We start from the raw sequence: 14,356 nt of genomic DNA, 5'->3' as shown, positions 1-14,356 counted from the left end.
CATATACATGACGAGCCGGAAACGCATGCCTGTTTCTTCCACGCTTTCTTCCGGGTTGCGCCGCCTGCGCATCCCCGGTCAGGCCCCGCGGCAGGGGCAGAACAGTGTGGAAGCCACCGCCGCCTATGCGGCCTCCCGCACGCGGCTGCTCTCCCCGCTCATGCGGCGCATCATGCTGGTGAATGTCCTGCCGCTGGTGCTGCTGGCCGTCACCATGCTGTTTCTCAACCAGTTTCGGAACAGCCTGCTGGCAACCGAGGTCAATGGCCTCAGAGAGCAGGCGCGGATTTATGCTGGCGCGCTCGGCCAGATTGCTGTCCGCAGCATGCGCCAGAAAGGGACAGGGCCGGATGGGTTCACCCTTGAATCGGCCCTCGCGCGCCCGCTGCTGCTGCGGCTGACTGAGCCAAGCCCGAACGCCCATGCCCGCCTTTTTGGCCCTGATGGTCAGGTTCTGGCGGATAATCTGGCTGATGTGCAGGACACACCCCCACCGCATGGAGACGCACAGACTCATGCGGAAGACCACCAGGCACATCCTTTCCACCACCAGCACGCCGCGCCGGGGCTGTATGAACGCACGCTGACATGGCTGTGGAGCACCCACAGCTCCAGCATTGTCACCCTGGATACGGATGAAGCCGATACCCCGGCAGACCCTGCCCGCCCCACGGATGCCAACGGCACCTTCCAGCGCCCGCCGCCGGAAGCGCCCCCCTACATCCGGCGCACGGCCAATGGCCGGCTGATTATCACGGTAGCGGAACCGGTCATCCATGATGGGCGGACCGTGGGCATCATTCAGCTCACCCGCGCGGCCTCTCAGGTTGATCGCGCCCTGTTCGCCATCCGCTCTTCCATCCTGTCCCTCTTCCTGATGGTGCTGGTCATTACCGTGCTGCTCTCATGGTATCTGTCCCTCACCATTGCGCGCCCGCTGCTGCGGCTTGCGGCCTCTGCCCAGATCATGCGCGAATCCTCCGGGCGCACCGGCACGGTGCCCGCCCGCCTGCTGGCCCGCCGGGATGAAATAGGCGATCTGGCCCGCGCCCTTCAGGCCAGCGCACAGGCCCTGTGGAAGCGGATGGACGCCATTGAACGCTTTGCCGCGGATGTCAGCCACGAGATCAAGAACCCGCTTTCTTCCATCCGCTCCGCCATTGAAACGCTGCTGCGCATTGAAGACCTGAACCAGAAGCGCCGGCTTCTGACCATTATCAATGATGACGTCCGGCGGCTGGACCGGCTGATTACCGATATTTCCGACGCCAGCAGGCTGGATGCCGAAATGTCCCGCGCCCAGCCGGTGCCGGTTGCCATCGTGCCGCTTCTGTCTGTTCTGGCGGAAATTCATCAGGCCACCCGCAAAGAGGGTGAGCCAATACTGCTGACACACAGCGAAGGGGATACGCCCGAGCACCCGCTCAGGGTCATGGCTGTGGAAGACCGGCTGGTGCAGGTGCTGCGCAACCTGATTGGCAACGCCATTTCCTTCTCACCCCCCAATGGCCGTATTTTGCTTGAGGTCGTGCCAGCGGGCACGATGCTGGCCCTCTCGGTATCAGACGAAGGCCCCGGCATTCCTCAGGCCAAGCTCGACTCCATTTTTGACCGGTTTTATTCTGAACGCCCCAAAAACGAGCATTTTGGCCAGCATTCCGGACTGGGGCTGTCCATCAGCCGCCAGATTGTGGATGCGCTGCATGGCACAATTTCAGTGGAAAACCGGCATGATGCGCAGGGAAATATTGCCGGAGCGCGCTTTACCGTCCGGCTTCCGCGCGCAGCGCCCTGATCCCGGATGCCCCCGGCCTCTGACTTGAGGCGTCAGAGCTGAGCGGGTTCAATCCCCAGCTCAAACTCAATCAGCACGTGCGGGTTGGAAAATTTTCTGACCCACATCAGCGTGACGGATGGGGAAATTTTTGAAAAAACATGGCGCAGTGTCGGAAAGCAGGACGGGAAATCCTTCGTGTCCGACACAAGATACGTCACCCGTGTCACATCCTGCATGGAATACCCATAGTCAGAAAGCAGCGTGGCCCCGTATTCCAGTGCGGCCCGGCACTGTTCGGCAATTGTTTCACCTTGCGGCTGCGGCGCGCGCAGGCCGGTGATCCTCAGCCCACCCTGTATGCGCTCCACTTTGGCACATGAACCGGGCTTGTGTCCTGATCTATTCTGAACAATATTCCCCATAGTCTCCCGTTATAACGGCATGTCCCGGCAAACGGCAAATTTCTCTTTCGTAACAAACAAATAGCTTAACATCTGGTATAAGCTTGGCGCTTTTCCTGCAGTCTCCCCACAGCGCCTATGCGTGCTTGTGTGTTGCGGAGTTGGGGCGAAGCTGGTCATACTCTTTGCCCAAAGGGCGGGGATGCCCTACCTTGGGCTTTCGCCGGTTCAGGATCATGTAACGACACTGGAGGGAAACAGCTGAAATGCGCACGGTGGATGATACCCTTGTCCCACGCCGCATCCTGCTGGTCTCAGGCCTGTCTGGTGCCGGAAAGTCTTCCATTCTGCGGATTCTGGAAGATCTGGATCACGAAGTTATTGATAACCCGCCGCTGGGCATGCTGGATGATATTGTCGCGCGGGCAGAGCGCCCCGTTGCCATTGGTGTGGATTCCCGCACGCGCGGGTTTGATGCCTCTGCCGTGCTGGAGGCCATTGCCCGCCTGCGCATGAACCCTAATCTGCGTGTGGAACTGATTTACGCCACAGCGGAAGAAAATGTGCTCCTCCGCCGCTATACCGCCACCCGCCGCCGCCATCCTCTAGCGCTGCATGGCAGCATCAAGGAAGGGATTGAAGAGGAAACAGCCCTGACAGCCCCGCTGCGTGCGGCGGCCGATCTGGTGATTGATACCTCGGACATGCCCCCGCCGGAGTTGCGGCAGTTTGTGGAAAGCCGCTTCAGCCCTTGGGAAGGCGCTCCGGGAGAGGGGCTGACCGTCGCCCTCATGTCCTTCGCCTACCCGGCGGGGCTGCCGCGTGAGGCGGATCTCGTTCTGGATGCGCGCTTCCTCAGAAACCCGCATTATGACCCGGCTCTAGCCCCCAAAACCGGGCTGGATGCCGATGTTGCCGCCTATGTGACGGAAGACAGTGATTATCTGCCGTTCCTGAACCAGATTCACAGCCTTCTTCAGCTCGTCCTGCCGCGTTTTGTGCAGGAGGGCAAAAAATATGCCACCATCGCCATCGGGTGCTCAGGCGGCCGCCACCGGTCCGTGACACTGGTGGAGGCTCTGGCCAAACGGCTTTCCGCGCCGGACGGCATGGGCAATTACAAAGGCTCCGGGCAGTGGCCCATCATGATCATGCACCGGGAACTGGCGCGCCTTGGTCTGGGCACATGGCAATGGGCCCGCAGACCCGCTGAAGCGGCCAAGACTGAACCGACATCTCCAGTTTCCTGACAGCTTTCTGAAACCTGTCCCGGCTGCGGTCTTGCCCCCTCCCCCCGCACCAGCGGAGAGAGCCTTCCCGAAATGCCGCAAAGTCTCTCTCTTTGCGGCTTTCAGCGCGGCTCCGCACTCACCCCTGAGAAATCTGGTCAAACACTCCATTTTCGCCGAAATGGGTTTTCTGAAGCGCCGTCCAGCCGCCAAGGCTGGCAACATCGAACGTTTCAACCTTCGGGAAACGTGACGTATTTTCCGCCGCAACGGCCGCATCAACCGGGCGGAAATAATGTTTGGCGCCAATCCGCTGCCCTTCGGGCGAGAACAGGAAGTTCACATAGGCCTGCGCCTGTGCCTGCGTGTTGTGCTTTGCCACATTACTGTCCACCACAGCCACCGGCGGTTCAGCCAGAATGGTGAGCTTGGGGACCACAAGGTCAAACCTGTCCGGCCCGATATCCCGCGCGGCCAGCAGGGCTTCATCTTCCCATGCCAGCAGAACATCTCCCAGACCACGCTGCACAAAAGTATTTGTCGCCCCGCGCGCGCCGGTATCCAGAACCGGCACATGCGCGAACAGCGCCTTGAGATAGGCGCGCGCCGTCTCTTCAGAACCACCGGGCTGCCGCAGCGCCCAGCCCCAGGCTGCCAGATAGTTCCACCGCGCCCCACCGGATGTTTTCGGGTTGGGGGTGATGACCTTCACATCATCCCGCACCAGATCCGCCCAGTCATGAATCTGCTTCGGGTTCCCCTTGCGCACCAGAAAAACAATGGTGCTGGTATAAGGTGTGGAATTATGAGGCAGGCGCTTCTGCCAGTCCGCGGCCAGCAGGCCGTGCCGGGCCAGAACATCAATATCATACGCCAGCCCCAGACTGACGATATCCGCCGGAGCCCCTTCCAGCACGGACCGGGCCTGTGCGCCTGACCCTCCGTTGGAGGTTCTGACAAAAACAGCCTCGCCCGGATGGCTCTTCGCCCAGAACGCCGCAAAGGCACGATTAATGTCCGCGTACAATTCCCGGGTCGGGTCATAAGAGACGTTCAGCAGCTGGGCCGTTGCCGCGGATGACGGTGATCCAAGCAGCCTGCTCCCGGCAGCAAGCCCCCCCGCCAGAGACGCCGCCCCCAGGAAGGACCGTCGGGATAGAAAGAAGGATCCGTTTGTCATGTCAGTCTCTCCGCCGCCTGATATCTGCCCCACCCTGAACATTCCGGACCAAGGACGAGAACGCGAGAATAGTATTCCACGATACCACACGATCCAATCCCCGCAACCGGAATATACATTTTAACTTCGTTTTTATGCTCCGCACCCGCACCCCGCGAACAACGGCAGTCATTATCGATAATTTCTATATTTTTCAGACTTATAACCGGTAGAAATTTTCACACACCCCCTCTCTTCGGCCTGAAAATTTAATGCGATATCCGATCGATTCCTATATTGCGATTTTTATCGTATTATGTTTGATTTATTAAATACGATAATTATTCGTGTTTATTGGATGACGCATCTCCCGGTTTTACGCCTGCTTTCTGGAATGTCTCATGGCTCACTTCAGGTCTTGCTCCGCCCCCGCCGGGAAAACCGGCATGCACCGCTCTCTCTTTCGGGGTGCGCTTTTTCTGGCCTGTGGCATGGCTTCCTCCGCCCTTCTCCTGCCCGGTGCGCTGGCTGCCCCGGCGGAGAGTTCCGGCGTGGCGCAAGACAAACCGGCAGGTGCGTACCTCTCCCATCATGGTGAACATATTCTGGTTCAGCCTCTCAGCGGGGCGCAGGCACCGCCATTTCCGCCTGTTGTGTTGTACCCGCACGCCACCCCTACCGGCCAGCCGGTCCGCACAACCGGCAAGCAGGGGCGTGTCTCGGGCCGCCAGTATGACTGGGGTGTCTTCAACCGTGGCAACGGAGAAGCCGCGGGTTTTGGCCCGGTGGGGGAATATGGCGTGGCGCCTTGGGCTGAAGACTGGAGCCGCCTGCGGGACAAATCCAGACGGAAAGACCCGTTTGATGTCCTCAAATATATCGCCCTGAATGAAAGTGGCTCCATATGGCTGAGTTTTTCAGGAGAGACGCGCCTGAGAAACTGGTTTGAAAGCCGCCCCAACCTGGGCACCCAGCATAATAATGATTCCGGGCGGTTTGCTGTACGCAACCTGTATGGAGCGGACCTGCATCTTGGCGCACATGTCCGGCTGTTTGGTCAGTTGGTCAATGGCGATGCCGCAGGCTGGAACGCGTATGGATACGGAAGCACTTACCGAAAGCGCCTTGATGCACAACAGGCTTTCATTGAAACAAAGTGGACCATACTGAACGCCAAGAGCGGATTTATATTCGGTCGGCAGCAGTTTCTCGATGCCCCCTCCTACATGCTTTACAACCGGGAAACCCCGAACGTCCCCCTCTCATGGAACGGTTTTCGGGCGTATATGGTCTGGCCACGCATCCGCATTGATGGCTGGGATTTTGTCCAGACCAATGATGCCCAGACAAAAATGTTCCATGATACGGAAAATTACTCAACGCGCCTCTATGGTTTCAATATGACATGGGCTCCCCCGGATGGACGCTTTATGGGTGACAGATACAATTCCTTTCTGGATCTGTTTTACGTCGGATATAAACTCTCAGGAACATCCGGCGCGATTGCCACACCCAAAGGCACCGAGAAAGGGTCCAATACCCGCAATAACTTTGGTGTTCGCTGGCATGGGATAGCCGGGCCATTCGAATTTTCTCTTGGCAGCATCTGGCAGGGTGGCGTTTTCAAAGATGCGAAAACAAATCAGGCGCGCACTGTCAACGCTTATGCGCTGAATACACTTGTAGGGTATCGTATCCCGCATGATCCCTTTCATACCTTCGCAGGTGTGCAAACGGACGTGTATTCCGGTGGCAATGTGCGCAAAACCTCCGGTGCCATAGGCACTTATATCTCGCCCTTCAGCCCGCAAACCAACTATCTGGACACAACCACCTACATGACAGGGTCAAACCTGATCAGCGTGGCACCCCTTATCAAGGCAACATTCCTGAAATCTTTCAGCTTTCAGGTCAAATATCCTTTTTTCTGGCGGTACAGCCAGAATGACCCTGTCTACAAATCCTCCGGGGCCTACAGCTTTCCCTATCAGTTCAAAGGCAAATTTGTGGGCATGGCACCGCAGGCCTCGCTCGCCTGGCAGATCAATACGCATCTGTCCTGGACGCAGTATGTCTCGCGCTTCATGACATCCAGCGCGTTGAACCATGCGGGCGGCTCAAGCGGCACCTATTACCAGTCCAATTTTGTCTTCCGCTTTTAAACCGCCTCAGGCGTGGCCGGGGCGGCTTGTCAGGCGGATCGGGTCGATATTGATCAGGGCAAGCGCCTGCCGCCATTTGGCGGTGTGATCATGCCCGAAGACCACCTCCCGGCTGAAAGGGGCGAGCAGCCAGGCATCATGCTGGAAAATTTCCTCTTCCAGTTGCCCTGCTTCCCAGCTTGCATGCCCCATGGCCAGCAGAGCATCCTGCGGGCCGCCCCCCTTGGCCATGACATTCAGTACATCCAGGCTCGCTGTTAAGGTCGCCGCCTCTGAAATCTGCATGCTGCCCTCACCCTTCCAGTCAGAGGAGTGCAGCACAAACCCCCGCATTTCCTCCACAGGGCCGCCAGCACACAAGCCCAGCCGCCGCAAGGGGGGAGAGGGTTCAATATCCAGCTGTTCAAGCAGTTCTTCAAAGCCGGGCCTGGGCAGACGCCGATTGATGACCAGCCCCATGGCGCCTTCCCCCGAGGCGTGCGCGCAAAGATAAATGACACTCCTGTCAAACTGCGTTACGCTCAGAGCCGGTGTTGCCACCAGAAGAAGGCCAGCCAATGTGCCACCGGGACGGGCAGACTGTTCAAGAAGGGAAGCATGCGGAAAAACCATAAGCTGCATATGTGGCTCCCGGCACCGTTTAGCAACCTTTGCGCATGGGGATGCCTGTTTCCGGCATTTCTCTCCCTGACGCCCGGAGTTCTGTTTTTTACCCGTTCTGTCGCCGGATTTTAAGAGTGGCAGGCACTTACCAAGAGTCAGATCCATGAACAAACTCGCCAAGTTTCTGCACGCTCTGGACAGCTATCACATTACCGACGGAGCACAGTTTGACCTCAGCCGCCACAACCCGGATGATAATGGCAATCTGGGCCTGACCAAGGAAGAAGGGGCGGAGCTTCTCAAAACCGTGAAAACACGCCTGCAGGATTTGCAGGGGCTGCTTTACGCGAACCAGACCCACTCCATGCTGATTATTCTCCAGGGCATGGATAGCGCAGGCAAAGACGGCACCATCAAGCACGTCATGTCTGGCGTGAACCCCCAAGGGGTGTCTGTCACGTCTTTCAAGCAACCCGGCCCGCTGGAATTGCAGCATGGGTTTCTGTGGCGCATTCATGCGGCCGCCCCGCAGGTTGGCCGCATCGCAATCTTTAATCGCAGCCACTATGAAGATGTTCTGGTGACGCGCGTGCATCCGGAACTTCTGGACAGCGAGCATCTGAGCGGCCCCGTCAACACACCGGAATTCTGGGCTGGCCGTTACAAGGATATCCGCCATCTGGAACACTACCTGTCCCGTCAGGGCACGGTCGTTCTGAAGTTTTTCCTGCATATTTCCAAGGAAGAGCAGCGCGAACGGCTTCTGGCGCGTCTGGATATTCCCGACAAACGCTGGAAATTCTCACCCTCTGACATCAAGGAGCGAGAATACTGGAACGACTACACCAAAGCCTATCAGGATGCCATTGCCGAGACGGCACGCCCATATGCCCCATGGGTTGTGGTGCCTGCCAACCATAAATGGTATGCACGGCTGGTCGTGATCGGCGCCATTATCCGCGCACTGAAAAACCTGGACCAGACACCCCCGCAGCCCGCGCCGGATGTCTCACAGTTCCTGAACGAGTACCGCGCGCACCTGATGGCCGAAAAACACTAAAAGGTCTGTTCCATGATGGCATATGCCCGTCTTCTTCCCATCTCTGCCTTGCTGCTGGCAGGCCTTGCAAGCCTGACACCCCCGGCCCTGAGCCGAGGCAGGCATTATGAAACCTCTGATGCCCCCCAGACCGTTTCCGCAACGTGCGATAATCAGGATTTTATCTCCAAACAGCTCGCGTATGAGAATGGCGGAGACAAAGCGGATACGGCTGTGCATATCTGCGGCAGGGTTCTGGCTGTCAGCCCCAACGCGAAACGCACCCGGAGCGGCTGGCACGGATATTTTTACGTGGCTGTAACCCCGACAGTCTCCATCCGCGTTGTCTCAGGGCTGGATGAGATGCAGGCACCCGCATGGCCTTGGGTGGCCAAGGGAGATCAGGTCGAAGTGGTTGGCCGCTATTATTTTGATTCCATGCGGCGTCAGGGCATTGACTGGACCCACCATGGCACCGGCTCTTCCTGGCATGTGCCGGGCTATGTGGCCGTTAACGGCACACGCTATCAGTAAATCCGGCCGACACGCCGGGCTGCTCCCCGCCTGAAAAGGCGCGCATAAAAAAACGGCCAGCCTGACTGATCAGGCTGGCCGCAGAAGCAGGCTGTATCAGTCAGCCGCTTCTTCTTCCCGTTCATCTCCGCGCTCATCTTCTTTCGTGCTGCCGGACGTTTTGCTCGGCAGGATATCGAACACGAGTGCATCGTTCTTCAGGCCGATTTTTACAGCGCCGCCTTTTGTCAGCTTGCCGAACAGAAGTTCTTCAGCCAGCGGCTTCTTGATGTGCTCCTGAATGACACGCGCCAGCGGGCGCGCACCATAAAGCCGGTCATACCCACGCTCCGCCAGCCACTCCTTGGCTGCGGAAGAAAGCTCGATGGTCACGTTGCGGTCTGCAAGCTGGGCTTCAAGCTGGAGCACAAACTTCTCAACCACGCAGCCCACCGTTTCCGGCGTGAGGTTGGCAAACGGAATAATGGCATCCAGACGGTTCCGGAATTCCGGGGTGAACAGACGTTTGATGGCCTCTTCATCCTCCCCGGTCCGTGCATCACGCCCGAAACCAATGGCCTCCTTGCTGAGATCCGAAGCCCCGGCATTGGTGGTCATGATCAGAATGACATTCCGGAAATCCACCGTCTTGCCATTATGGTCCGTCAACCGCCCGTGATCCATCACCTGCAACAGCATGTTATACAGGTCAGGGTGTGCTTTCTCGATTTCATCAAGCAGCAACACCGCATGCGGATGCTGATCAATGGCATCGGTCAACAGGCCGCCCTGATCAAACCCGACATAGCCCGGAGGCGCACCCAGCAGGCGGGAGATGGAGTGCCGCTCCATGTATTCGGACATGTCAAACCGGATCAGCTCAATCCCCAAGGTGGTGGAAAGCTGGCGCGCCACCTCGGTTTTCCCCACGCCCGTCGGGCCGGAGAAGAGATAGTTGCCAATCGGCTTTTCAGGGTCACGCAGCCCGGCGCGGGAAAGCTTGATGGCGGCGGAGAGCGTATCAATCGCCTGATCCTGCCCGAACACCATTCCCTTGAGGTCACGCTCCAGAGACCGCAGCACTTCCTTGTCATCCGCCGAAATGCTCTTGGGCGGAATGCGGGCAATGCGGGCGATGATATCTTCCACATCCTTCAGGTTGACGGTTTTACGCCGCCGCCCTTCCGGCTGAAGCATGCGTGAGGCACCCACCTCATCAATCACGTCAATCGCCTTGTCCGGCAGTTTGCGGTCATGAATATATTTGGCGGAAAGCTCCACGGCCCCGCGAATGGCATCATCCGTGTAGCGCACCTTGTGGTGCTTTTCGTAGCTGCTCTTCAGGCCGCGCAGAATTTTGACGGCATCATCCACACTGGGTTCCGGCACATCAATTTTCTGGAACCGGCGCACCAGAGCCCGGTCCTTTTCAAAATGCTGGCGGAATTCCTTGTAGGTGGTGGAGCCGATGCAGCGGAGTGTGCCCGCGGCCAGAGCTGGCTTCAGCAGGTTGGATGCATCCATAGCCCCGCCTGACGTAGCCCCGGCCCCGATCACGGTGTGGATTTCATCAATAAACAGAATTCCGTGCGGGTCCTGATCCAGCTCCGTCACCACCGCTTTCAGGCGTTCTTCAAAATCCCCACGGTAGCGGGTGCCGGCAAGCAGCGCCCCCATATCCAGAGAATAGATGGTGGCTTTCAGCAGCACTTCCGGCACGTTGCCTTCCACAATGCGGCGGGCAAGCCCTTCGGCAATGGCGGTTTTCCCCACGCCGGGGTCACCCACATAAAGCGGATTGTTCTTGGTGCGGCGGCACAGGATCTGGATGGTGCGCTCAATTTCCTCATCCCGCCCGATCAGCGGGTCAACCTTGCCCGCCAGCGCCTTGGTGTTGAGGTTGACGCAGTAGGTGGAGAGCGCATCCTGATTTTTCTGGCTGCGGCTTTCACCCCGCTCGGCATCCTCACCTTTTTCCGGGCCGGAATTCGCGCCGGTTCCCGTCACGGGGCGGCGCGTCGAGCGGTCCGGTGCCTTGGCGATACCGTGCGAGAGGAAATTGACAGCGTCCAGACGCGTCATGTCCTGCAATTGCAGGAAATAGACAGCATGGCTTTCACGCTCGGCAAACAGGGCCACAAGCACGTTGGCGCCTGTCACCTCATCCCGCCCGGTGGACTGCACGTGAATGGCCGCACGCTGGATAACGCGCTGGAACGCGGCCGTGGGTTTTGGTTCGGTGGGCCGGTCAGAGGCCAGACCGGCCAGATCCTTGTCGAGAAAACCTGTCAGATCGGTGCGCAGGCGATCAAGATCAACGCCACACGCCCGGAACACCGTTACGGCATCCGTATCATCAACCAGGGCAAGCAGCAGATGCTCCAGCGTGGCATATTCGTGATGCCGCTCGCCGGCCAGAATAAGCGCCTGATGTAGCGTCTGCTCAAGATTGCGTGACAACATGACGAGACGCTCCTTTCCCCAGATGGCCAGAGTACGGAGACTATGACCGCCACCGTGTCTGGTATCTTCGCATCATATTTGGCTGCTTTGCGAGGAATTGCGAGTCACAACTGCATAAAAAATAGTATGTGAGCTTTTTTGCTGCCCTGTACTCAGTCCTTTTCAAGCGTGCACTGTAGCGGATGCTGGTTCTGCCGGGCCAGATCCATCACCTGCGTGACCTTTGTCTCGGCCACCTCGTAGGTGAACACGCCACACACGCCCACACCGCGTTTGTGCACGTTCAGCATGATGCTGGTCGCCTCATCCCGATTCTTCTGGAAAAACCGTTCGAGCACATGCACGACAAATTCCATCGGCGTGTAGTCATCATTCAGCATCAGAACCTTGTACATGGCGGGCTTGCGCGTTTTGGGCCGCGCCCGCACCACCACGCCGACATCGTTCATATCGTCACCCGAATCCACCCCTCCGGCATCACGCCGGGAAGGCCCGTTGCCTGTGTGCAGGACTGAAAAATGACGCGATACCATCGGGTTGGAACTCCGTTCCCGGTTTCTGACAGAAAAAATCATAGGCTATCATATTGGTAATCAAGGAAAGGATGGAAGGGGCTTTGACTCTGAGAAACGTTCCAAAATCAAGACAATACCGTGAAAAATGCCTTATTTATGCCACATGATACCCTGACACCATGAGGTCAAGAGCACCGCGCAGAGTCCGGAGTCTCCAGATTTCTTATAGACGCGGCCTTATAATCTGAAGTACCACAACCCTGATATCCTGAAGAAAAAAACAGGTAGGATCGCGCAGTGCCAGAAATTCACGCAGCAGGACACGGGACAGGCCACCACACACAGGCCGCACCTTCATGCTTACGTCCCTCCCGGTTGCGCAAATGGGCCGGTCTGCTGGCCGGGGTTGCTCTGGGCTCCTTTATCACTGAACGTGCAGCCCACGCACAATATGCCGGGCAGATGAGCTCTATCGTCATGGATGCCCGCACAGGCGCCGTGCTCGCTCAGGATGATCCGGACCTGCGCCGCTACCCCGCGAGCCTGACCAAGCTGATGACGCTCTACATGGCGTTTTCCGCACTACGTGCCGGCACCATCACGCTTGACCAGAGTGTGCCTGTCTCCATCCATGCCTCTATTATGGAACCCTCAAAACTCGGTCTGGTTCCCGGCTCTCATCTGACGGTCGAGCAGGCTATTCTGGCGCTGGTCACCAAATCCGCCAATGATGCCGCGTGTGCGCTGGGTGAACTTCTGGGCGGCGGCAGTGAGCCGCAGTTTGCCGCGATGATGACGCAGCAGGCCCGTGCTCTGGGCATGACCAACACGACCTTCCGCAATGCTTCCGGTCTGCCGGACCCCGAACAGCTGACCACCGCGCGTGATCTGGCTGTTCTGGCACGCCATATCGTGACAGACTTCCCGGAAGATTATCATTACTTCTCCGTAGCGGCTTTCCGCTTCCATGGGCGCATGATCCCCAATCATAACCCCATGCTGAAAGTCTATGCCGGGGCGGATGGCATGAAAACCGGCTACACGCAGGAAGCCGGGCACAACCTTGTCACATCCGCCATCCGCAATGATGTGCGGCTTGTGGGCGTGGTGCTGGGGGCCTCCTCCAACGGCCAGCGCACGATTGCCATGGCAAACCAGCTTGACCGCGGCTTTGATGCCGAGGGCGTGGCGCCGGTGCCGCGTCCGCTGGTTCTGGCTCGCAATACGGTTTCCGCCCGCCGTACCCGTGGTGGCCGCGTGATCATGCTGGCGGCGGCCTCCGCCCGCCATGCACCGCTGGAAGTGGCCGAAGCCCCCACAGGCCGCCGGTCCCTGCGCCACGGCCGCCGCTATGTGCTGGCAACGCCGGTTACAGGGGGGCACCATGTGCGGCTGATCGGGGCAAAAGTACGCCCCGCCACCGCCACAACACACCGCACACGGTCTGGCCGTTCCTCACGCAACCACACGTGATTTTTTCCTGAATTCCCCGCTTCCACTCAGGAAGCGGGTTGCCTTTGCTGCGCCCTGTCTCCATTTTGCATCTCTCTGAAATGAGCGCTGTATCAAAAGGGAGCATCAGCATGGCAGGCAGAAACGGCATTATTCTGTATAACGAACAGGATTTTGAGGGCCTGCGCATCGCGGGGCGCCTTGCTGCGGCCACCCTGGATATGATCACCCCTTACGTCAAACCCGGCGTAACCACGGGTGAACTTGACCGTATCATTCACGAATACACTCTGGACCACGGTGCCATTCCGGCCCCGCTGAACTATCGTGGCTTCCCCAAATCGAGCTGCATTTCCATCAATCATGTGGTGTGCCACGGCATTCCCGGAGAGAAAGCCCTTCAGGAAGGGGATATCGTCAATATTGACGTCACCTCCATTGTCGATGGCTGGTATGGTGATAACAGCCGCATGTATACCGTTGGCAAAGTGCCCCTGAAAGCCGCCAAACTGATTGAAACCACGTACGAGTGCCTGATGCGCGGTATTGAAGTGGTCCGCCCTGGCGCGACGCTGGGTGATATCGGGCACGCCATCCAGACACTGGCTGAAAAACACCGCTACTCCATTGTGGAAGATTTCTGCGGGCATGGCATTGGCCGCACCTTCCATGCGGAACCCACGGTGCTGCATTTCGGAAAACCCGGAGAGGGCATGAAGCTGAAGGCCGGGATGGTGTTTACCATTGAACCGATGCTGAATATCGGCAAAGCTGACGTGAAGATTCTTGATGACGGATGGACAGCCGTCACGCGGGACCGCTCTCTGTCCGCCCAGTTTGAACATATGCTGGGGGTTACCGAAACCGGCTACGAGATTTTCACCCTCTCGCCCGCTGGCTATACCTGCCCGCCCTATCCGACTGAAGGCTGACCCGCATGTCCATTCTGCCCAACCGCCCTCTACCCAGCCGCTCTCTGGCAGGCCGCCCTCTGGCCGCCCTGCGTTCTGCCGCTCTGGTTCTGCTGACGTGTGGCGCGGGCA

12 protein-coding genes are annotated in these 14,356 nt (G+C 58.4%); 7 read left to right on the top strand and 5 right to left on the bottom strand.

The window, feature by feature from the left end; all coding sequences use genetic code 11:
- The first annotated feature begins 7 nt into the window (after nt 1-7).
- Nucleotides 8-1,795 carry an ATP-binding protein gene (locus GOB82_RS07710; RefSeq protein ID WP_377792255.1) on the top strand — a complete coding sequence of 596 codons (1,788 nt, stop codon included), beginning with the start codon at nt 8-10 and terminating at the stop codon, nt 1,793-1,795.
- A 32-nt stretch (nt 1,796-1,827) separates the two neighbouring features.
- Here the strand turns inward: GOB82_RS07710 and GOB82_RS07705 are convergent, their stop codons facing one another.
- Nucleotides 1,828-2,145 (bottom strand): Rid family hydrolase, encoded by a 318-nt coding sequence (locus tag GOB82_RS07705; RefSeq protein WP_166121795.1) that lies wholly within the window; start codon nt 2,143-2,145, stop codon nt 1,828-1,830.
- 299 nt (nt 2,146-2,444) lie between these two features.
- On the opposite strand from GOB82_RS07705, the gene rapZ reads away from it, so the two are divergent.
- Nucleotides 2,445-3,428 carry an RNase adapter RapZ gene (rapZ, locus tag GOB82_RS07700; RefSeq protein ID WP_166121793.1) on the top strand — a complete coding sequence of 328 codons (984 nt, stop codon included), beginning with the start codon at nt 2,445-2,447 and terminating at the stop codon, nt 3,426-3,428.
- Nucleotides 3,429-3,546: 118 nt separating this feature from the next.
- Here rapZ and GOB82_RS07695 read toward each other — a convergent pair whose 3' ends face one another.
- Complete coding sequence (locus tag GOB82_RS07695; protein WP_166121791.1) at nt 3,547-4,587, bottom strand: sulfate ABC transporter substrate-binding protein; 1,041 nt, start codon at nt 4,585-4,587, stop codon at nt 3,547-3,549.
- 425 nt (nt 4,588-5,012) lie between these two features.
- On the opposite strand from GOB82_RS07695, the gene GOB82_RS07690 reads away from it, so the two are divergent.
- Nucleotides 5,013-6,728 carry an alginate export family protein gene (locus GOB82_RS07690; RefSeq protein WP_242007262.1) on the top strand — a complete coding sequence of 572 codons (1,716 nt, stop codon included), beginning with the start codon at nt 5,013-5,015 and terminating at the stop codon, nt 6,726-6,728.
- Nucleotides 6,729-6,734: 6 nt separating this feature from the next.
- On the opposite strand, the gene GOB82_RS07685 is transcribed toward GOB82_RS07690, so the two are convergent.
- The gene (locus tag GOB82_RS07685; protein WP_166121902.1) at nt 6,735-7,340 is read right to left on the bottom strand and encodes a YqgE/AlgH family protein; all 606 of its coding nucleotides are present in this window, start codon (nt 7,338-7,340) and stop codon (nt 6,735-6,737) included.
- A gap of 154 nt (nt 7,341-7,494) precedes the next feature.
- Between GOB82_RS07685 and GOB82_RS07680 the strand changes: the two genes are divergently transcribed.
- Both GOB82_RS07680 and GOB82_RS07675 read left to right on the top strand, forming a co-directional pair.
- The gene (locus GOB82_RS07680) at nt 7,495-8,391 is read left to right on the top strand and encodes a polyphosphate kinase 2 family protein (protein WP_166121789.1); all 897 of its coding nucleotides are present in this window, start codon (nt 7,495-7,497) and stop codon (nt 8,389-8,391) included.
- 12 nt (nt 8,392-8,403) lie between these two features.
- Nucleotides 8,404-8,904, top strand: a complete 501-nt coding sequence (locus GOB82_RS07675; RefSeq protein WP_377792256.1) for a hypothetical protein — start codon at nt 8,404-8,406, stop codon at nt 8,902-8,904.
- A gap of 96 nt (nt 8,905-9,000) precedes the next feature.
- Here GOB82_RS07675 and clpA read toward each other — a convergent pair whose 3' ends face one another.
- Both clpA and clpS read right to left on the bottom strand, forming a co-directional pair.
- On the bottom strand, nt 9,001-11,346 hold the full coding sequence (gene clpA, locus GOB82_RS07670) for an ATP-dependent Clp protease ATP-binding subunit ClpA (RefSeq protein WP_166121787.1): 2,346 nt from the start codon (nt 11,344-11,346) through the stop codon (nt 9,001-9,003).
- A 152-nt stretch (nt 11,347-11,498) separates the two neighbouring features.
- A complete protein-coding gene (gene clpS / locus GOB82_RS07665; RefSeq protein ID WP_166121785.1) occupies nt 11,499-11,879 on the bottom strand; it encodes an ATP-dependent Clp protease adapter ClpS in 381 nt (126 codons plus the stop codon).
- Nucleotides 11,880-12,158: 279 nt separating this feature from the next.
- Between clpS and GOB82_RS07660 the strand changes: the two genes are divergently transcribed.
- Both GOB82_RS07660 and map read left to right on the top strand, forming a co-directional pair.
- Nucleotides 12,159-13,334, top strand: coding sequence for a D-alanyl-D-alanine carboxypeptidase family protein (locus GOB82_RS07660; protein WP_377792257.1), 1,176 nt, complete (start codon nt 12,159-12,161; stop codon nt 13,332-13,334).
- 110 nt (nt 13,335-13,444) lie between these two features.
- Complete coding sequence (gene map / locus GOB82_RS07655; protein ID WP_166121783.1) at nt 13,445-14,245, top strand: type I methionyl aminopeptidase; 801 nt, start codon at nt 13,445-13,447, stop codon at nt 14,243-14,245.
- Nucleotides 14,246-14,356: the final 111 nt, after the last annotated feature.

Origin of the sequence: Acetobacter farinalis (assembly GCF_011516935.1) — a bacterium.
In the GTDB taxonomy this organism is placed as follows: Bacteria; Pseudomonadota; Alphaproteobacteria; order Acetobacterales; family Acetobacteraceae; genus Acetobacter; species Acetobacter farinalis.
Note: the sequence above shows the minus strand (reverse complement) of the source record. Positions and strands in the feature narration are given on the sequence as shown.

What these genes read in the sequence shown, in the direction of transcription:
- GOB82_RS07690 (WP_242007262.1), top strand. Translation starts at nt 5,013, where the DNA reads ATGCACCGCTCTCTCTTTCGGGGTGCGCTTTTTCTGGCCTGTGGCATG.
- GOB82_RS07695 (WP_166121791.1), bottom strand. Translation starts at nt 4,587, where the DNA reads ATGACAAACGGATCCTTCTTTCTATCCCGACGGTCCTTCCTGGGGGCG.
- GOB82_RS07675 (WP_377792256.1), top strand. Translation starts at nt 8,404, where the DNA reads ATGATGGCATATGCCCGTCTTCTTCCCATCTCTGCCTTGCTGCTGGCA.
- rapZ (WP_166121793.1), top strand. Translation starts at nt 2,445, where the DNA reads ATGCGCACGGTGGATGATACCCTTGTCCCACGCCGCATCCTGCTGGTC.
- GOB82_RS07685 (WP_166121902.1), bottom strand. Translation starts at nt 7,340, where the DNA reads ATGGTTTTTCCGCATGCTTCCCTTCTTGAACAGTCTGCCCGTCCCGGT.
- clpA (WP_166121787.1), bottom strand. Translation starts at nt 11,346, where the DNA reads ATGTTGTCACGCAATCTTGAGCAGACGCTACATCAGGCGCTTATTCTG.
- GOB82_RS07680 (WP_166121789.1), top strand. Translation starts at nt 7,495, where the DNA reads ATGAACAAACTCGCCAAGTTTCTGCACGCTCTGGACAGCTATCACATT.
- clpS (WP_166121785.1), bottom strand. Translation starts at nt 11,879, where the DNA reads ATGGTATCGCGTCATTTTTCAGTCCTGCACACAGGCAACGGGCCTTCC.
- GOB82_RS07710 (WP_377792255.1), top strand. Translation starts at nt 8, where the DNA reads ATGACGAGCCGGAAACGCATGCCTGTTTCTTCCACGCTTTCTTCCGGG.
- map (WP_166121783.1), top strand. Translation starts at nt 13,445, where the DNA reads ATGGCAGGCAGAAACGGCATTATTCTGTATAACGAACAGGATTTTGAG.